We start from the raw sequence: 18,335 nt of genomic DNA on the forward strand, positions 1-18,335 counted from the left end.
CGCGAGTTTACAGGTCAAGCGCCGGAAATAAATCACCCGCCTCTTAAGATCGACCACTCAGCAGTTCGCATCACACGCCCTTGACAAGACTTCAACTCATCGGCATGATTCGCGGCCTATTTTGTTTGCTATTTCCTAAAAAGTCTTTCGAGGAGCTCGACGGTGGCCAACACACCTTCCGCCAAAAAACGTGCAAAACAGGCTGAGAAGCGTCGCAGCCACAACGCCAGCCTGCGTTCCATGGTTCGTACCTACATCAAGAATGTAGTTAAAGCCATTGACGCAAAAGACGCTGAAAAAGCTCAAGCTGCTTACGTTCTGGCTGTGCCAGTTATCGACCGTATGGCCGATAAAGGCATCATCCACAAGAACAAAGCTGCTCGCCATAAAGGTCGTCTGAATGGCCACATCAAGGCTCTGAACCTTGCTGCTGCAGCCTAAGCGATAAGCTTGTTAAAAAACCGACCCCAGGGTCGGTTTTTTATTGCCTGCGATTTGGGAAAGCCAAAAAAAGAGCCGGCATGCCGGCTCTGCTTCAGATTTATTGCGCTGTGGGCCACGGCAGGATCGGAATCGCCGTCACCGCATTCTGCGGGCTGCCTTCGATCAAGCGGTCGCTGTAGACCAGATACACCAGGGTATTGCGCTTCTTGTCGAGGAAACGCACCACCTGCATGGTCTTGAAGACCAGGGACGTGCGCTCCTTGAACACCTCATCCCCATCCTTCAGCTCGCCCTTGAAGCGAATCGCACCTACCTGGCGACAGGCAATCGACGCCTCGGCGCGATCCTCCGCCAGACCCAACCCACCCTTTACCCCGCCCGTCTTGGCGCGAGACAGGTAGCAGGTCACGCCATCCACCTTCGGGTCATCAAAGGCCTCGACCACGATCCGGTCATTGGGGCCGACAAACTTGAACACCGTCGACACCTGGCCAATCTCTTCGGCCGACGCCAGCAACGGCATCGCCAGCAGCAAACCGAGCAATCCCTTCATTACGCGCATCGAGAATTCCTTTTTTACTTAAACCAGAATCAGGTTATCCCGGTGAACCAGCTCCGGCTCAGCCATGTAACCCAACAGACCGACAATCGCCTCAGACGACTGCCCGATGATTTTCTGCGCCTCAAGGGCACTGTAGTTGGCAAGGCCACGGGCAATCTCACGACCGTCCGGCGCCACACACACCACCATTTCGCCACGGCGGAAGCTGCCCTGGACCAGTTTTACACCCACCGGCAACAAGCTTTTGTTGCCTTGGGACAACGCTGAAACCGCACCAGCATCCAACACCAGGGTACCGCGCGTCTGAAGATGCCCCGCCAGCCACTGCTTGCGCGCCGCCAGCATGCCGCGCTCAGGCGACAGCAGCGTACCGATGCGCTCGCCCGCCTTGAGACGATCCAGCACCCGCTCAATCCGACCGCCAACGATGATGGTATGCGCACCGGAACGCGCCGCCAGCCGTGCCGCACGCAGCTTGGTCTGCATGCCGCCACGCCCCAGGGCACCGCCGACACTGCCAGCCACCGCATCCAGCGCCGGATCATCGGCACGCGCTTCGTAAATCAGCTGGGCCTCAGGGTTATTGCGCGGGTCAGCGTCGAACATGCCGTCGCGATCAGTGAGGATCACCAGCAAATCAGCCTCAACCAGGTTGGCCACCAGCGCTGCCAGGGTGTCGTTGTCACCGAAGCGAATCTCGTCGGTCACCACGGTGTCATTCTCGTTGATCACCGGGATCACCTTGAGTTCAACCAGGGCACGCAGGGTGCTGCGGGCGTTCAGGTAGCGCTTGCGGTCGGACAAGTCGTCATGGGTCAGCAGAATCTGCGCCGTGTGGCGCCCGTGCTCGGCAAAGCTGGACTCCCAGGCCTGCACCAGGCCCATCTGACCAATGGCAGCAGCGGCTTGCAGCTCGTGCATCGCGCTGGGTCGCGCGGTCCAGCCAAGGCGGCTCATGCCGGCGGCAACCGCCCCGGACGACACCAACACCAACTCGACGCCGGCCTCATGCAAGGCCACCATCTGGTCCACCCAGACACTCATGGCCGCACGATCCAGCCCCTTGCCATCCGCCGTCAGCAGCGCGCTACCGATCTTAACGACCCAACGCTGCGCACCTGTCACCTTGCTCCGCATCATCTTCAACCTTAGATAGAGGGCCGCGCGACCCAGCGCCGCCCATAACGTTATTCGTGACTACCGATTTCCAGATACCAAAACGCCGCTCGATTGAGCGGCGCTTAAGTTTACTGCAACGAATCAGTCGCGCACGTAAATGATTTCCGGACCATCTTCATCATCCACGTCTTCCTCGTCCCAATCATCGTCACCGATATCATGGACCGACTTGACGCCACTGCGACGCAGGGCACGCTGATCATCCAGCGCCTGCAACTGGGCACGAGCCTCGTCTTCGATGCGCTGATCCAGTTCAGCCAGCTCGGCCTTGTAGACAGGGTCGGCGGCCAGGCGATCGGCACGGTCTTCGAGGTAACGCATGATGTCGCGAGTCAGGCGCTCAGTGCCTTCTTTGGCAATGGCCGAGATCACGTAGACCGGACCGGTCCATTCCAGGCGATCAACGATCTCCTTGACGCGCTCTTCGTGCTCTTCCTCGAGGATCTGGTCGCACTTGTTCAGCACCAACCAGCGATCACGCTCAGCCAGGGACGGGCTGAACTTGGTCAGCTCGCTGACGATCACTTCAGCAGCGTCCGGTGCACTGGTGTCATCCAGCGGCGCCATGTCGACGAGGTGCAGCAGCAAACGGGTGCGGGACAAGTGCTTGAGGAAACGGATCCCCAGGCCTGCGCCGTCGGAAGCGCCTTCGATCAGGCCCGGAATGTCCGCAACCACGAAGCTTTTCCAGCGGTCGACGCTGACCACACCCAGGTTCGGCACCAGGGTAGTGAACGGGTAATCGGCGACTTTCGGCTTGGCAGCAGACACCGAGCGAATGAACGTACTTTTGCCGGCGTTCGGCAAGCCCAGCAGGCCCACATCAGCCAGTACCTTCATTTCCAGCTTCAGGTCACGCTGCTCGCCTGGCTTGCCCGGCGTGGTCTGGCGTGGCGCACGGTTGGTACTGGACTTGAAACGGGTGTTACCCAGACCGTGCCAGCCGCCATGAGCCACCAGCAGGCGCTGACCGGCTTTGGTCAGGTCACCAATGACTTCCTGGGTTGCGGAGTCGATCACGGTGGTGCCGACCGGAACCCGCAGTACCAGCTCTTCGCCTTTTTTACCGGTGCAGTCGGTGCTGCCGCCGTTGGAGCCACGCTCGGCATCAAAGTGCCGGGTGTAACGGTAGTCCACCAGGGTGTTGAGGTTTTCGTCGGCGATCATGTAGACCGAGCCGCCATCACCACCATCACCACCGTTAGGACCACCGTTTTCGATGAATTTTTCCCGACGGAAACTCATGCAACCGTTACCGCCGTCGCCAGCTTTTACTCGGATCGAAACTTCATCAACGAACTTCATAACAAAACGCCTCTCGCCACACGGACGAGCTTAAGAAACCAAGACATAAGACTCTTGCAAAAATGAGCGCAGCGACCTCAAGCAACGACCGCAAATCCACTGCTTTCGCCCATCACAAACAGCTTTGCAAGAGACTCACCCCACAAACGAAAAAGCCCCGTCGCGAGACAGGGCTTTTCCAGCAACTACGTAATTATGCCGCGACGACTTCAGTCTTCGGGACAATGCTCACGTAACGGCGGTTGAAAGCGCCTTTTACTTCAAACTTGATCACGCCGTCGATTTTAGCGAACAGAGTGTGATCTTTACCCATGCCAACACCGTAACCGGCGTGGAATTGGGTGCCGCGCTGACGCACGATGATGTTGCCCGGAATGATAACCTGGCCGCCATACATCTTCACGCCAAGGCGTTTGGCTTCTGAGTCGCGACCGTTACGGGTACTACCACCAGCTTTTTTGTGTGCCATGAGTCAATTCTCCTAGTGAGGAATTAGGCTGAAATTAAGCCTGAATACCGGTGATTTTGATCTCGGTGTACCACTGGCGGTGGCCCATACGCTTCATGTGGTGCTTACGACGACGGAACTTGATGATGCGGACTTTATCGTGACGACCTTGGGAGATCACTTCAGCCACAACGGTAGCGCCTGCAACAACTGGAGCGCCGATGTTCACGTCATCGCCATTGGCGACCAACAGAACGCGATCAAAAGTAACGGATTCGCCAGTAGCGATTTCCAGCTTCTCGATCTTCAGGTATTCACCTGGGGCGACCTTGTATTGCTTGCCACCAGTAACAATTACTGCGTACGACATGGTATTTCTCCGATAATCCTGCTCACCCAGCGCTTTATAAGAAGAGGTATTGGCTGGCATGGCTGCATGGGATGGACGTCCCGAATGCAATTGCGTAAGGCAGGTGCTGCCCAGGAAGTTCAGGGTGCGCGATTGTACGCAAGCTATGGAGGTGTTGCAAGTAGCCGTCTATCGCGCCTTGACACTACGGGACGCGGGTCCTAGCATGCCGCGCAACCCTTCTGGAGCGACTGTCGCTGATGCAACCCCAAGCTTTCTACCGCGCGGTGGCGGACGATTTTAGCGCCGTCGACGGCATCATCAAGAAGCAGCTGACTTCTAAAGTGCCGCTGGTCTCCAAAATTGGCGACTACATTACGTCGGCCGGCGGTAAACGCCTGCGTCCTTTATTAGTGTTGCTGTGTGGCAAGGCCCTGGGCCGCGAAGGCGATGACCTGCGCCTGCTGGCCGCGACCATCGAGTTCCTGCACACCGCCACCCTGCTGCACGACGACGTGGTCGACATGTCCGGCATGCGCCGTGGTCGCGAGACGGCCAACGCGATGTGGGGCAATGCGCCGAGCGTACTGGTGGGCGACTTCCTGTACTCGCGCTCGTTCGAAATGATGGTCGAGCTGGGCTCGATGCCGGTGATGAAGATTCTTTCACAGGCCACGCGCATCATCGCCGAAGGCGAAGTGTTGCAGCTGTCGAAGGTTCGCGACGCCAGCACCACCGAAGAAACCTACATGGAAGTGATTCGCGGCAAAACCGCGATGCTCTTCGAAGCCTCGACCCACAGCGCCGCCGCCCTGTGCGAAGCGACGCCCGAGCAGAGCGAAGCCCTGCGCACGTTCGGCGATCACCTGGGCGTGGCCTTCCAGCTCGTGGACGACCTGCTGGACTATCGCGGCGACGCCGAAACCCTGGGCAAGAACGTCGGTGACGACCTGGCCGAGGGCAAGCCGACCTTGCCACTGATCTACACCATGCGCGAAGGCACGCCGGAACAGGCCGCCCTGGTGCGCAAGGCGATCCAGAAAGGCGGGATCGAAGACCTGGAAAGCATCCGCGAAGCCGTGGAAGCCTCGGGTTCCCTCGAATACACCGCGCAACTGGCCCGTGACTACGTGGCTCGCGCGATCCAATGCCTGGAAGCCCTTCCAGCCAGCGAATACCGGGACGCCCTGGTTGAGCTGAGTGAGTTCGCGGTCGCCCGTACTCACTGATTCTGCTCTGCTCCATGTAGGAGCTGGCTTGCCTGCGATTGCATCACTGCGGTGTAACAGACAAACCGAGGTGCCTGCATCGCAGGCAAGCCAGCTCCCACAGCGTTCTCTGGCGTTGCTGCCCCCTGCCCGGCTAAAACCCTATACAATGTGCGCTTTTTAGCCATCCTGAAACCAAGGAGCTTTAGTGAGCACGTTGCCACCCTGCCCGAAATGCAATTCCGAATACACCTACGAAGATGGCGCCCAGCTGATTTGCCCGGAATGCGCCCATGAGTGGGCCGTCGGCGGCGAAGCCGAGGCGGCCAGCGATGAATCCGTGAAGAAAGACTCTGTGGGCAACGTCCTGCAGGACGGCGACACCATCACCGTGATCAAGGACCTCAAGGTCAAGGGCACGTCCCTGGTGGTCAAGGTCGGCACCAAGGTCAAGAACATCCGCCTGTGCGATGGCGACCACGATATCGACTGCAAGATCGACGGTATCGGCCCGATGAAACTCAAGTCCGAGTTCGTCCGCAAGGTCTGAATATGCTGCCTCCATCCCGTGCCCTGCACGGGATGGCGCTTCACCCTCCCCGCGTCAGTTCCGCACTGGCGGCAAAAGGCCAGGCCTTTTGATCAAAAACAATATCCACACAGAAAAGTCCGGAAATGGCCAATAGGGACTTGCTATTCTACGAATAAGAATTATTCTCATTGAAACCCATCAAGGAGATACTTCCCATGACTTATTTGATCGATGCCTGGCTGGACCGTCCACACCCTTACCTGCGAATCCTCCATCGGGAAACCGGGGAAGTCTGCGCGGTGCTGGAAGAAGAGGCGTTAAGCGAACTGCAGGATCAGGGCGACCTGGACGTCAATGGCCTGAGTTCCAGTGAGCCCGGGGTGCTGAAGGAAGTGGTGAGAAATCTGTTTCTGTTCTGCTATGCCCGAGCGTTGCGCCCGGTGACGGATCTCAATGGCAAGTTTCATCCATGAGCAACCGCGCAAAACACTGCAGGAGCGAGCAGGCTCGCTCCTGCAGGTAAGGTCTTACAGAACGTCGAGCAGCTCGACGTCAAACACCAGAACGCTGTGCGGCGGGATGCTGCCAACGCCTTGAGCGCCGTAAGCCAGTTCGCTCGGCACGTACAGGCGCCATTTGCTGCCGGCATTCATCAGTTGCAGGGCTTCGGTCCAGCCGGCGATCACGCCGCCAACCGGGAATTCCGCAGGCTGGCCGCGCTCGTAGGAGCTGTCGAACACAGTGCCGTCGATCAGGGTGCCGTGGTAGTGAGTACGCACCTGGTCTTCACGGGTCGGCTTGGCGCCGCTACCTGCAGTCAGCACTTCAAATTGCAGGCCGGAAGCCAGGGTGGTGATGCCGTCACGCTTGGCGTTTTCAGCCAGGAAAGCCAGGCCTTCGCCAGCAGCAGCTTCAGCCTTTGCAGCGGCTTCGGCTTGCATGATTTCGCGGATGACCTTGAAGCTGGCGGCCATTTGCTCCTGGTCCACACGGCTAGGCTTGCCGGCAAAAGCGTCGGTCAGGCCAGCCAGGATCGCGTCCAGGCTCACGCCCGGTGGCGGGTTGTCGCGCAGCTGGTCGCCCAACTGACGGCCAATGCCGTAGCTCACGCGGGTTTCGTCGGTGGACAGATTAACTTCGGACATGGAAAGGCTCCGCTGTAGGACGACACAGGTGCCGTCCAAACTAAAAGGGCGAGCAGACTAGCACACAAGCCACACCCTTGATGAGCCCCGCGCAGGAGAGCGCCAGGGGCTGATTAATGCTTGGTAACCTTGTCCAGGTAGCCCATGGCAAACGCCGACACCACGAAGGTCATGTGAATGATCACGTACCATTTCAGGTGCTCGGGATCGACGTTCTTGGCGTCCATGAAGACCCGCAGCAGATGGATCGACGAAATCGCCACGATGGACGCCGCGACCTTCATCTTCAGCGACGAGGAGTCCATGGTCCCCAGCCAGTTGAGCTTCTCCTTGCTTTCGTCGATGTCCAGCTGGGAGACGAAGTTCTCGTAGCCGCTGATCATCACCATCACCAGCAGGCCGCCCACCAGGGCCATGTCGATCAACGACAGCAGCACCAGGATCACATCCGACTCGCTCATGGTGAACACGATGGGAATCACATGAAACACTTCCTGGAAGAACTTCAGGCCCAGCGCCAGCAGCCCCAGGGACAGCCCGAAATAGATCGGCGCCAACAGCCAGCGTGAGGCATACATTGCATTTTCGATAAAGCGTTCCATTGAATCTCACACAGCTTGGCTAAAAATGGCGGCGAGTATACCAGCCGCACCCAAACCCCAGAAACCGTCGAGAAAACTGATCTGTACGGCATCTGTTAAGGAATTTTTCTGCTAGTGTCGAGCTCATCAACTCGGCTCGATGATGTCGGACAGGAAAACTCAGATAATGGATGTGCGATCCCCTTTGGCCAGCCTTGGCCTGTGTGCGGCGTTGCTGATGGGCAGCGGTTGTTCCCCAAGCGATGAACACAAGCAAGCCAGTCTCGAAGAGAAAACCGCCAAGTTCGAACAATCCCTGGACGCCATCCAGGACCCCAAGCTCAAGGACGCCGTGTCCGAGCTTGGAGGCTCGCTGCTGTTGCTGGAACGGGCACGGGCCAAGCTCGCCACCAAGCCCATCGAGGCCGAGTACAGCGAAGACGCCCTGGCGCTGCTCAAGCATTACCCTACGCCGCAGGCCCTGGTCGATACCTACATCAATGGCCTGTTTGTCCTGCGCAAGGCGTCCCATTCGGACTACCTGACGGACCTGCAGCCGATCTTCCCGTTCAACTTCAACATGCCCGACCAGTTCCCCTTCCCTCACGGCCTGGAATGGCAGTCGGTGACCCTGAGTAACAACAAGGTCATCCCGTTCCAGCCGGAATGGTCGGAAACCGACCCGGGCATCCAGTTGAGCCCCACCAGTTCCAACCTGACCAACCCCGATGACCTGACGGTGACCTACCCGTTCGTCGAAGGCGTCGAGACGGAGAACAAAAGCCAGCCGCAGCCCGTCACCCTCAAGGGCAAGGTGGAAGTGATTGCCCCGCGTAAAGTCTTCACCTTCGACTTGTCGAAAAAGGACGTGGGCCGCAAGCGCACCGAAGAAAACGTCACCGTCACCCTGCTGGCCCTGGAAAAGAACTACGCCGAGATCGAACTGACCAACAGCGCCCCGCTGGCGCCGGAAGTCGCGGACGAATCGCCGAACCCGTTGCTGGTGCAGGCTCGTGACACCACCGGGCAATTTCTCTCGCGCTCGGGCTCGATCAACGAAAACGCCGCGCAACTGGCGTTCTACGAGAAGCAACTGGCCGAAATGCAGAAGCAGAAGGCCTGGTCCGACGCCTTCGAGAAACAGCTGGAAGACGAGCAGAAAGCCTTCGAGCTCAAGCAGAACAGCCACTACACCAAGGTGTACTTCAATGGCCTGATCGACAATGTGCAAGTCAGCGTACTCGACTTTTCCCAGGCCACGGTGACCCGCAAGGACCTGGACCTGCCCGTACGGCGCTTCGACAAGAACAGCCTGGAAAAAACCGTACAGCCGTTGCCGATGCCCGTCACGGTGTATGACGACCAGGCTGCGGATTGGCTCAAGGACGCCACCCTGTCCGAAGACCAACTGAAGAAAAGCGTCACCATCAACCAGTCGGTGGATGACGCCAGTGCGGCGCACGTTGAGTTCGATCACCCCTACACCTTCAACGACGACCTGCTGGGCGAGGACCGCGGCGGCGGCGATGCCCCGGTGACGTTCCTCACCGCCAACGACGAAGGCAAGCTTGGCGAGCCGATCGAACTGCCCGCCGAAGCCTACGAGGTCGACCCAGAGCGCGGCACCATCACCTATGACCTGAACCTGTTCCCTGAAAACCCGGGGTTTGCCGTCGGATCAATGCCGCTGTTCCTGGCGACCATCGAGAAAGGCAGCCTCACTGCCGGGCAACTGCCCAAGGGCCTGGAGCTGAAGGACAACGCGCTGATTGTCGACCAGAAGCTGTTCCCCTCTGACAGCTGGCGGTTCTATGCCAAGGACGCCAGCGGCAACTACCTGAAGGAAATTCTCGGCGTCAGCCACCGCGCCGAGGAATACGGCACGGCGCTGTTCGACGTGCATTACTTCTACGGCCAGCCGACGACATTGGAAACCTACCAGCGCACCGGCCTGGACACGGTGCAGTATGGGTTTGAGGTGAAGCTGGACAAACCCGAGGCGGCCCCTGCCCCCAAGCCATAGCCCCTCCCCCGCCCCCGTAGCAGCTGTCGAGCGCCAGCTGCTACGGGGGGAGTGCGGTCAGCGGATATCGCTTAGCACCGTCTGCCGCCCACCGTTGAGTTGTCGCAAGTGCGCCTGCAGGTGCAGGCACCAGATCTGCGGGTCGTCAGCCAGCTCGTACCCGTGCAGGGTCAGGCTTTCAACAATCGAATCGAGGATGGTTTGTGCCACGAAAGGTCCGTGGAACGGGCCTTGGGACTTGATGGTGGAGGGTTGTTCGCCGGTCATTCCGGCGGCAAACAACAAGGTCCACATCCCGGTATCCCCCGCGAGAGGGCGAATGGAACATTCGATACGGGTGACCAGGCCCAGGCACTGGCGGGTGAGGCAGAGGTTGCGCGACATGGCGGCGACCCTCGGTAGATCCGGTATTCAGCCTCGCAAGGCAAGACTGTTTCTATCCAGCGACTCCTGTGGCTATCCCTTGAGCTGAGAATAGAAGAAACCCGGTACAAACCAAGGCTGGGGGACCAACGGATGACTGCCGTCACGACGGCGTCAAAAATATGCCGAAGGGACCTGGAACCAGGCCCCTTCGGCATTGATTACACCGGCTTGGTCTCAGCCAGTGCTTCCTGCGCCAACTCCTTCTCGGCTTCCTTCAGGTCATCTTCACTGATCATCTCGGCGATTGCCCGCAGACGCTCCACCACCCGCGCATTGACGCTGCCTTCGGGGAATTGCCCCTCCTCGTCGGGCGAACCCGCAGGCTCACCCACCAGCAGGCTCAAGGCCTCGTCGGCCTGACGCACGGCATAGACGTGGAATTGCCCCTGCCGCACGGCCTGCAACACCTTCTCATCGAGCATCAGTGTCGCGACGTTGGCCTGGGGAATGATCGCCCCCTGCTCGCCGGTCAGCCCGCGGGCCTCGCAAAGACGGAAGAAACCTTCGATCTTCTCGTTGACCCCGCCGACCGCCTGCACCTCACCAAACTGGTTGATCGAGCCGGTGATGGCAAAGCACTGCTTGAGCGGCGTCTTCGACAGGGCCGAGATCAAGGTGCAGGCTTCGCCCAGGGACGCGCTGTCGCCGTCGACATAGCCGTAGGACTGCTCCAGGGCGATACTCGCCGAGATCGCCAACGGGAATTCCTGGGCATAACGGCTGCCCAGATAACCGGTGAGGATCATCACGCCCTTGGAGTGAATCGGCTGGCCGAGGTTAACTTCACGCTCGATATCGACGATACCGCTGCCGCCCGGGTACACCGTGGCAGAAATCCGCGCCGGCACACCAAACGCCGAGTCACCCACCTCCAGCACCGTCAGCCCGTTGCACTTGCCCACCGCCGCGCCGGCGGTGTCGATCAGGATCACCCCGGCGAGCATGTCGTCGAGAATCCGCGCCGACACCCGCCCGGTGCGCGTGGCCTTGGCCTTGAGTGCGCGCTCGATGTGCCCGGAGTCGGTGCGCTCATCACCGGCCAGGTGACGAATGAAGTCCGCTTCGCTGACCAGCTGGAACAAATCACCGATACGCGCCGACAAGCGGCCCTGGTTCTCCGCCAACCGCGCGCTGTAGGTCGCCAGCCGCGCCACCGCATCGGAGGTCAACGGCGCCATGCCTTCTTCCGAGGTGCGGGTTTTCAGCAACTGGGCGAACTGCTCCAGGCTTTCATCCACCATCGGGATGTCTTCGTCAAAATCCACCAGTACCCGGAACATCTCCTGGAAGTCCGGATCCGCGTCCTGCAACGCGTAGTACAACTGGCGGGAGCCGATGATGATCACCTTGAGCTGCAACGGGATCACTTGCGGGTTGAGGGTCACCGTGGCCAGGCGGCCCAGTTCGCCCAGCGGTGATTCCATCTTCAGCTTGCGCGATTGCAAGGCACGCTTGAGGGCGTCCCATACGAACGGCTCGCTGAGCATCTTCTCGGCTTCAAGGATCAGGAAACCACCGTTGGCACGGTGCAGCGCACCCGGACGCAATTGGCGATAGGTGGTGTAGAGCGCGCCCTGGTCGGTGCTGTATTCAATACGGCCGAACAGGTTGTCGTAGGTCGGATGCGGCTCGAAGACCACCGGCGCGCCACCGTTGATCGGATGCCCCACCACCAGGCTCGGGCAGTACTGTTCTTCCAGCAACTTGCGGGCCTGGGCGTCGGTTTTCGCGTCGTCCACCAACTGCTCGACCACGGTTTTCAGCAGGTAGACCTGCATCGCCTGCAAGTAGCCGCAGACGGCCGCGTTCTCCGCATATTTTTCGGACAACGGCGCCAGCAGTGGCTGCAAGGCCAGCGTGATGGTTTCTTCGTTGAACTGGCGCATCTGGTTATTGGACTCGCGCTTCCACTGGGGCAGGCTGGCGAGTTCTTCGTTGAGGCGTTCTTCCAGTTCGGAAATATCGGTGTGGAAACGCTCGCGGTCGGCTTCGGGCAACTGCGAGAACTCGGCCTCGTCCAGGGCCTTGCCGTCGAGCATCGGGGTAAACGCAATGTTGGTGCTGTCACGGTACAGCGCCACGTCTTTTTCCAGGGCCAGGCGCTCGATGACGTCCAGGGCACGGTCGTAACGCTGGTTGAAGGCACGGTCGATGGCGCTTTTGCGCTGTTGATACGTCGGGTGTTCAAACACCGCCGGGAAGGTCGCGACCAGGTTGTCGATCAGGCCGTTGATATCGGAGATGAACGCGGCAGCACCACCCGCAGGCAGTTCCAGCGCGCGGGGTTCGCGAGGCTCATCGAAATTATTGACGTAGACCCAGTCGGCCGGGGTCTGCAGGCGCTTGCCTTCGGCCTTGAGGTAGCGTTTGACGAACGAAAAGCGCCCGGTACCGGGCTCGCCCATCACAAATACGTTGTAACCGGGGCGTGGCATGGCCACACCAAACTGCAAGGCTTCGACCGCACGTTCCTGGCCAAGCACACCGCGAAAGGGCTCCAAATCATTGGTGGTCGAGAAGCTGAACTGTTCAGCGGAAAAAGGACGAGTCAGCGCTTCGGGCGCTAGACGCAAGCTGGCAGCAACAGGATCAGGCATCGGGCTTCCTTACATCAGGCGGGGCAGATGACGGCATTCTGGCGCCGGGTTGGGCCGGCTGGCAAGGACGGCTTGGGGAAAGCATAGACCCGTGTTCGGGGCTGTAAAAAAACCGAGTGTTTCCGGCTTGTTTCATAAAAAGTCACGGAACCCTTGGATCATGCCTAAACTCCAACCTGCTGCGGGTTGGACTAATAACCGACCCCTAGGGTGCTGTCAGGCACCTGAACCCTTGTCCATTGGTTTGCACACAAAGAGAACAAAGCTATGAAACGGATCCTTCTCGGTACTCTCTTCACCGTCGTCTCCCTCAATGCAATGGCAGAAGCGCCAGGTGGCCCGAACTGCGGTTGGGGCAACATGTTGTTCGAAGGCCAACGCGGCACTCCGGCTCACTTCCTGGCCTCCACCACCAACGGTACCTCGGGTAACGCCACGTTCGGCATGACCTCGGGCACCAACGGCTGCAGCACCAACAGCGCACTGACCTACGGTGGCAAATCGTGGATTGCCATGAATGGCATGATGAACGAGCTGTCCGAAGACATGGCCAAGGGTAACGGCGAAGCGCTGACTACCTACGCTGTAGTACTGGGCGTTGCTCCTGAAGACCGCGAGCACTTTGCCGCTGTGACTCACGAGCACTTCCAGCAAATCTTCAGCAAGGCTGACGTAACCGCTGATGACGTGCACAACAACACCCTGGCTGTACTGAAAAGCGACACCCGTCTGGCGAAATACGCTACCCAGGCTTAAGCTCGACCCGCCCGTGCCTTTCGAGGCACGGGTTTTATTATTTTTGGACCTGCCTCCCCTTTGGGTCTTTTTATCTCGACTTAAGTTGCCCACATGCTCAAACGCCTTGCCTACCTGGCACTCTTCGCCTGCGCCCCGCTGTATGCGGCGCCGCACCTTGATGATCAACGTTTGCAGCAACTGGCCAACGACCCGTTCTGGCTTTCGCTGGGGCACTACGAATCCGGCAAGTTCAAAGGCTGGCGCAGCTATGTCAGCGACAAGAAATTCTTCCTCGCCCCCGATGGCGCCCACCATCCGGACCAGGAGCTGAAGGCCACTGTCGAGGCGCTGTATGCCCCGGCCAGCCTCGGCGAAAAGCACGCCCAATGCGTTTACCCGGCACGTACACGCTGGCTCAAGGACCAGTTGCACCTGAGCGACTTGCCGGCGCTGGACTGCAAGGAGTTCAAGCAATGGTTCAAGGACGTCGCCCCCCACAGCGCGGTGATGATCTTCCCGGCGGCCTACCTCAACAGCCCGTCATCAATGTTCGGCCATACCCTGCTGCGCATCGACCAGGCTGACGTGCAGAGCAACAACACCGCCCTGCTCAGCTACGCGATCAACTTTGGCGCCTATATCGAAGGCTCGGACAACAGCATCCTCTACGCCTGGAAGGGCCTGATGGGCGGCTACCCGGGCCTGTTCGCGCTGGTGCCCTACCAGGAAAAACTCTCGGAATACCGAAGCCTGGAGAACCGCGACCTGTGGGAATACCGCCTGAACCTGACCCAGGTCGAGACCGAGCGCATGGTCGAGCACGTGTGGGAACTCAAGCAGATCCAGTTCGACTACTTCTTCTTCGACGAAAACTGCTCCTATCGCCTGCTGGAACTGCTGCAAGTGGCCCGCCCAAGCCTGCGGTTAACCGAACAATTCCCGCTGACCGCGATCCCTACCGACACGGTAAAAGCCGTGAAAGAAGCCGGTCTGGTGGAGAAAATCGATTACCGCCCTTCCCGTGAACGGGAGCTGCTGGAACGCGCCAAGCCGCTGGACAGCGACGAGCAGCAATGGGTGCTGAAGATCAGCGACGACCAGAAACAACTGCAGGACCCGGCGTTCAAGGCCATCGCCAAAGACCGCCAGGCCCTGATCATCGACGCCGCCTACCGCCTTGGCCGCTACCGCGCAAACGGCCTGGAGCGCGACACCGAACGCTCCCAGCGCAGCTTCGAACTGCTGCGGGCGATCAACCAGAACCCGGCGCCGGACCTGAAGATCGAACGCCCCGGCCTGCCCGAAGACGGCCACGAATCCCGCACCTGGCAAGCCGGCATCGGCACCCGGGGCGACAAGGCTTTCGGCGAATACGGCCTGCGCATGGCCTACCACGACCTGAACGACAACGCCGAAGGCTTCCCCTTGGGCGCGCAGATTGAAATCCTGCAAATGAAACTGCGCCAGTACGAAGGCAACCACTGGCAATTGCAGCAACTGGATCTGGCAACCATCCGCTCACTGACCCCACGCAACGAGCTGCTGCAGCCCTGGTCGTGGCAAGTCACCGGCGGCCTGGAGCGCGTACCGGGCACGCATGACGACGAGACACTCGTCAGCCACGTCAACGGTGGCGCGGGCGGCACCTGGCAACTGCGCGACGACATGCTTGGCTTCGCCCTTGGCACGGTGCGCGTGGAGCACAACAGCGACTTCGGTGAAGCCATCTCCCCGGCTGCCGGGTTCAATACAGGTGTGTTGTGGCGCAACCCGCTGGGCAACCTGAGCCTGGAAGCCAAGGGTGACTTCTTCACCAATGGCGAGGTGCGGCGCAGTATCAGCCTGAATCAACAGTGGGAATTGTCGCGCAACCTGGGGCTGAGACTGAGTGCGCAGCGGGAATACAGCCACCTCGCGACACCGGTGAACGAAGTGATGCTGGAAGTGAAGTGGTATCACTATTAATCCCTGAGCCGTAGATCGTTCCCACGCTCCGCGTGGGAATGCATCCTGTGACGCTCTGCGTCACGACCTTTAAAAGCGGACGCAGAGCGTCCAGAGCGGCATGCCCACGCAGAGCGTGGGAACGATCTCTAATTAGTCCATAAGGAGCTTGCTCCCGCTGGGCTGCGCAGCAGCCCCAAAACCAGACACCTCACCCTCTCTGGAATATCTCAATACCCTGAACAGGGGCCGCTTCGCGCCCCAGCGGGAGCAAGCTCCCTCGCCACAGGGGACGCGTGATCGCCCGAAGCAGCAGCGTCACACGGATTTCTCACATCCGTTTCACATACCCCGAACGAATCCACTCCTACACTTCCCCCATCAGCCGTTCAACGGCCAGGGAGCAAGCGATGTGGCGGTACGCTGTAGTGCTGGGCCTGTTGGCCCTGCTGTCGGGTTGCCAATCAACCCATGAGGATTTGCTGGCCAAGGGTTATCCACCCGCCTTCGCCGATGGCTATGACGACGGTTGCAGCAGCGGCCGCCAGGCTGCCGGGGTGATCACCGGGGAATTTCGCAAGAACGTCCCGCGCTACCTGAAAGACCGCACCTACGCCGAAGGCTGGGATGATGGCTTTCGCCAATGCAAGGCCATGCGCGAGAACGAAGACCTGAACGACTACAAGAATCGCCACTGGGACGACCGCGAACGCGCCTGGCAACAGGAAAAAGACCGCGACGCTGCCAGGGCCTTTCGCTCGCAATAGGTCGCTTCCAGACATCCAGCGAAACTTAACCCCTGCGACCATGGCCCAAACTCCATAGCAGGAGAACGTCATGAGTCGAGCTTTCGTCAACGAAGACAGCGCCGCTGCCCAGGCCAGCCAACCGGTGGAACGCCAGGTCAGCGCGCAACCCAATCACCTCACTGCCCGCGGACTTGCACAATTGCAGGCCAGGGTCGCGCAGTTGCAGCATGAGCACAGCGAAGAATCCGCCAAGGGCGAGCAGGCCGATAAACAGCGCCAGGCCGACCTTGAGCGGGATTTGCGTTACTTCAACCAGCGCCTGCAAAGCGCACAGGTGGTGGCGCCGGCAACCTCCACCGACAAGGTGCAAATCGGCAGCTGGGTGACCTTTGCCAACGAACAGGACGAAGCGCAGCGCATTCAGTTAGTGGGCGAAGACCAGGCCGACGCCACGGTGGGCCTGATCAACTGGGGTTCGCCACTGGGCCGCGCTCTGCTGGGTGCACAGGTGGGCGACGAGGTGCTGTGGAGGCGCCCCGTCGGTGATCAGTTGATCGAAATCCTGCGCATCGAACCCGAGGGTTAAACGATGCCCTGGGCCAGCATTGCATCCGCAACCTTCACGAAGCCTGCAATGTTGGCGCCCTTCACGTAGTTGACCCGGCCGTTCTCTTCGCCGTAGTGCACGCACGCATGGTGGATCGACTGCATGATGTTGTGCAGCTTGCTGTCCACTTCACCGGCGGTCCACAGCAGGCGCATGGCGTTCTGCGACATCTCCAGCCCGCTCACCGCCACCCCGCCGGCATTGGACGCCTTGCCTGGCGCGAACAGGATGCCGGCCTCGACAAAGATATCCACCGCCTCCAGGGTGGTCGGCATGTTGGCGCCTTCGGCCACGCAGACGCAGCCATTGCGCAACAGGGTGCGCGCCGCTTCGGCGTCCAGTTCATTCTGGGTGGCGCAGGGCAACGCGATGTCGCAGGCCAGTTCCCATGGTGCTTTGCCGGCGCGGAATTCCAGGCCGAAACGCGGTGCCAGCTCGCTGATGCGCCCGCGCTGTACGTTTTTCAGTTCAAGCAATGCCGACCATTGTTCTTCGGTCAAACCGCTTTCGCAGTACAGAGTGCCTTCGGAGTCGGACAAGGAAATCACCTTGCCGCCCAGGTCCATGACCTTGCGCGCCGCGTACTGGGCGACGTTGCCGGAGCCGGAGATGGCCACGCGCTTGCCTTCGACCCGCTCGCCGTTGCGCTTGAGCATTTCTTCAGCGAAGTACACGCAGCCAAAACCGGTGGCCTCCGGGCGAATCAGGCTGCCGCCGTAGCTCATGCCCTTGCCGGTCAGCACCGAGGTGAACTGGTTGCTCAGGCGCTTATACTGGCCGAACAGGAAGCCGATCTCCCGGGCGCCCACGCCAATATCACCGGCGGGCACGTCCACGTCCGAGCCGATATGGCGATACAGCTCGCTCATGAACGCCTGGCAGAAACGCATCACCTCGGCGTCGCTCTTGCCCTTGGGATCGAAGTCCGAGCCGCCCTTGCCGCCGCCCATGGGCAGCGAGGTCAGGGAGTTCTTGAAGGTTTGTTCGAAGGCGAGAAATTTCAGCACGCCCAGGTTCACCGACGGGTGGAAGCGCAGGCCGCCTTTGTAGGGGCCGATGGCGCTGTTCATCTGGATCCGGAACCCGCGGTTGACCCGTACTTTGCCTTGGTCATCTTCCCACGACACCCGGAACACAATCGCACGCTCCGGCTCGCAGATGCGCTCCAGGATGCCCGAGTTCAGGTAGTGGGGATTGGCTTCAAGAAACGGCCACAAACTGCGCAGGACTTCTTCCACGGCCTGGTGGAATTCCGGCTGGTCGGGGTCGCGTTTCTTGAGGCGGGCAAGGAAGGATTCAACGGATTCGATCATGAAAAGTCTCGGCAAATTTATTGTCGTTAAAGGAGATTTGTCCCGGACTTTATCAATTCATGTCGCACCGCGACAGGGCAAAATGTCGCTTTTGTGAATTTAAATGGTGCATTAGATATAAATACAGGCGTTTTTTTGCACCTTAATGAGGATTTCAATCCAGGCTTTGCACCAACAGTTAATCC

At 59.8% G+C, this 18,335-nt stretch carries 19 protein-coding genes; 9 read left to right on the forward strand and 10 right to left on the reverse strand.

All coding sequences use genetic code 11. The features are described 5' to 3' along the window. Positions 1 to 162: 162 nt before the first annotated feature. Positions 163 to 441, forward strand: coding sequence for a 30S ribosomal protein S20 (gene rpsT / locus V6607_RS28600; RefSeq protein ID WP_003215870.1), 279 nt, complete (start codon positions 163 to 165; stop codon positions 439 to 441). Positions 442 to 541: 100 nt separating this feature from the next. On the opposite strand, the gene V6607_RS28605 is transcribed toward rpsT, so the two are convergent. From V6607_RS28605 to rplU, 5 genes are all read right to left on the reverse strand, one after another. Beyond that, the gene (locus V6607_RS28605; RefSeq protein WP_008432835.1) at positions 542 to 1,006 is read right to left on the reverse strand and encodes a CreA family protein; all 465 of its coding nucleotides are present in this window, start codon (positions 1,004 to 1,006) and stop codon (positions 542 to 544) included. An 18-nt stretch (positions 1,007 to 1,024) separates the two neighbouring features. Continuing rightward, a complete protein-coding gene (proB, locus tag V6607_RS28610; RefSeq protein WP_003215866.1) occupies positions 1,025 to 2,143 on the reverse strand; it encodes a glutamate 5-kinase in 1,119 nt (372 codons plus the stop codon). Between the two features lie 123 nt (positions 2,144 to 2,266). Continuing rightward, a complete protein-coding gene (cgtA, locus tag V6607_RS28615) occupies positions 2,267 to 3,490 on the reverse strand; it encodes an Obg family GTPase CgtA (RefSeq protein WP_003215864.1) in 1,224 nt (407 codons plus the stop codon). A 193-nt stretch (positions 3,491 to 3,683) separates the two neighbouring features. Next, the gene (gene rpmA / locus V6607_RS28620; RefSeq protein ID WP_003215862.1) at positions 3,684 to 3,959 is read right to left on the reverse strand and encodes a 50S ribosomal protein L27; all 276 of its coding nucleotides are present in this window, start codon (positions 3,957 to 3,959) and stop codon (positions 3,684 to 3,686) included. Positions 3,960 to 3,993: 34 nt separating this feature from the next. Next, positions 3,994 to 4,308, reverse strand: coding sequence for a 50S ribosomal protein L21 (rplU, locus tag V6607_RS28625; protein ID WP_003176051.1), 315 nt, complete (start codon positions 4,306 to 4,308; stop codon positions 3,994 to 3,996). Between the two features lie 239 nt (positions 4,309 to 4,547). On the opposite strand from rplU, the gene V6607_RS28630 reads away from it, so the two are divergent. The 3 genes from V6607_RS28630 to V6607_RS28640 all read left to right on the forward strand — a co-directional run bounded on the left by V6607_RS28630 (position 4,548) and on the right by V6607_RS28640 (position 6,500). Beyond that, entirely contained in the window at positions 4,548 to 5,516 is a 969-nt protein-coding gene (locus V6607_RS28630; RefSeq protein ID WP_003215860.1) for a polyprenyl synthetase family protein, read from the forward strand. A 187-nt stretch (positions 5,517 to 5,703) separates the two neighbouring features. Continuing rightward, the gene (locus V6607_RS28635; RefSeq protein ID WP_003215858.1) at positions 5,704 to 6,045 is read left to right on the forward strand and encodes a zinc ribbon domain-containing protein YjdM; all 342 of its coding nucleotides are present in this window, start codon (positions 5,704 to 5,706) and stop codon (positions 6,043 to 6,045) included. 197 nt (positions 6,046 to 6,242) lie between these two features. Continuing rightward, the gene (locus V6607_RS28640) at positions 6,243 to 6,500 is read left to right on the forward strand and encodes a hypothetical protein (RefSeq protein WP_003215856.1); all 258 of its coding nucleotides are present in this window, start codon (positions 6,243 to 6,245) and stop codon (positions 6,498 to 6,500) included. 54 nt (positions 6,501 to 6,554) lie between these two features. Here V6607_RS28640 and V6607_RS28645 read toward each other — a convergent pair whose 3' ends face one another. Both V6607_RS28645 and V6607_RS28650 read right to left on the reverse strand, forming a co-directional pair. Further along, positions 6,555 to 7,172: an FKBP-type peptidyl-prolyl cis-trans isomerase gene (locus V6607_RS28645; protein ID WP_003215854.1), complete on the reverse strand. Its 618-nt coding sequence runs from the start codon at positions 7,170 to 7,172 to the stop codon at positions 6,555 to 6,557. 113 nt (positions 7,173 to 7,285) lie between these two features. After that, on the reverse strand, positions 7,286 to 7,774 hold the full coding sequence (locus tag V6607_RS28650; protein ID WP_003215853.1) for a TIGR00645 family protein: 489 nt from the start codon (positions 7,772 to 7,774) through the stop codon (positions 7,286 to 7,288). A gap of 166 nt (positions 7,775 to 7,940) precedes the next feature. Here V6607_RS28650 and V6607_RS28655 point away from each other — a divergent pair, with 166 nt between their 5' ends. Next, a complete protein-coding gene (locus tag V6607_RS28655; protein ID WP_134327340.1) occupies positions 7,941 to 9,776 on the forward strand; it encodes a hypothetical protein in 1,836 nt (611 codons plus the stop codon). Positions 9,777 to 9,833: 57 nt separating this feature from the next. Here V6607_RS28655 and V6607_RS28660 read toward each other — a convergent pair whose 3' ends face one another. Continuing rightward, positions 9,834 to 10,160 carry a hypothetical protein gene (locus V6607_RS28660; protein WP_003215849.1) on the reverse strand — a complete coding sequence of 109 codons (327 nt, stop codon included), beginning with the start codon at positions 10,158 to 10,160 and terminating at the stop codon, positions 9,834 to 9,836. 200 nt (positions 10,161 to 10,360) lie between these two features. Continuing rightward, positions 10,361 to 12,799, reverse strand: coding sequence for an AAA family ATPase (locus V6607_RS28665; RefSeq protein WP_003215847.1), 2,439 nt, complete (start codon positions 12,797 to 12,799; stop codon positions 10,361 to 10,363). Positions 12,800 to 13,066: 267 nt separating this feature from the next. Between V6607_RS28665 and V6607_RS28670 the strand changes: the two genes are divergently transcribed. From V6607_RS28670 to V6607_RS28685, 4 genes are all read left to right on the forward strand, one after another. Further along, positions 13,067 to 13,555, forward strand: coding sequence for a DUF3015 domain-containing protein (locus tag V6607_RS28670; protein ID WP_003215845.1), 489 nt, complete (start codon positions 13,067 to 13,069; stop codon positions 13,553 to 13,555). Positions 13,556 to 13,648: 93 nt separating this feature from the next. Beyond that, positions 13,649 to 15,502 carry a DUF4105 domain-containing protein gene (locus V6607_RS28675; protein WP_134327341.1) on the forward strand — a complete coding sequence of 618 codons (1,854 nt, stop codon included), beginning with the start codon at positions 13,649 to 13,651 and terminating at the stop codon, positions 15,500 to 15,502. A gap of 389 nt (positions 15,503 to 15,891) precedes the next feature. After that, the gene (locus tag V6607_RS28680; protein WP_003215838.1) at positions 15,892 to 16,248 is read left to right on the forward strand and encodes a hypothetical protein; all 357 of its coding nucleotides are present in this window, start codon (positions 15,892 to 15,894) and stop codon (positions 16,246 to 16,248) included. A 70-nt stretch (positions 16,249 to 16,318) separates the two neighbouring features. Next, on the forward strand, positions 16,319 to 16,816 hold the full coding sequence (locus V6607_RS28685) for a GreA/GreB family elongation factor (RefSeq protein ID WP_102606010.1): 498 nt from the start codon (positions 16,319 to 16,321) through the stop codon (positions 16,814 to 16,816). Here the strand turns inward: V6607_RS28685 and gdhA are convergent. After that, a complete protein-coding gene (gene gdhA, locus V6607_RS28690; RefSeq protein ID WP_338742248.1) occupies positions 16,813 to 18,150 on the reverse strand; it encodes an NADP-specific glutamate dehydrogenase in 1,338 nt (445 codons plus the stop codon). The two genes, V6607_RS28685 and gdhA, sit on opposite strands and share 4 nt — an antisense overlap. Positions 18,151 to 18,335: the final 185 nt, after the last annotated feature.

Source organism: Pseudomonas sp. KK18 (assembly GCF_037094675.1).
Classification (GTDB): Bacteria; Pseudomonadota; Gammaproteobacteria; order Pseudomonadales; family Pseudomonadaceae; genus Aquipseudomonas.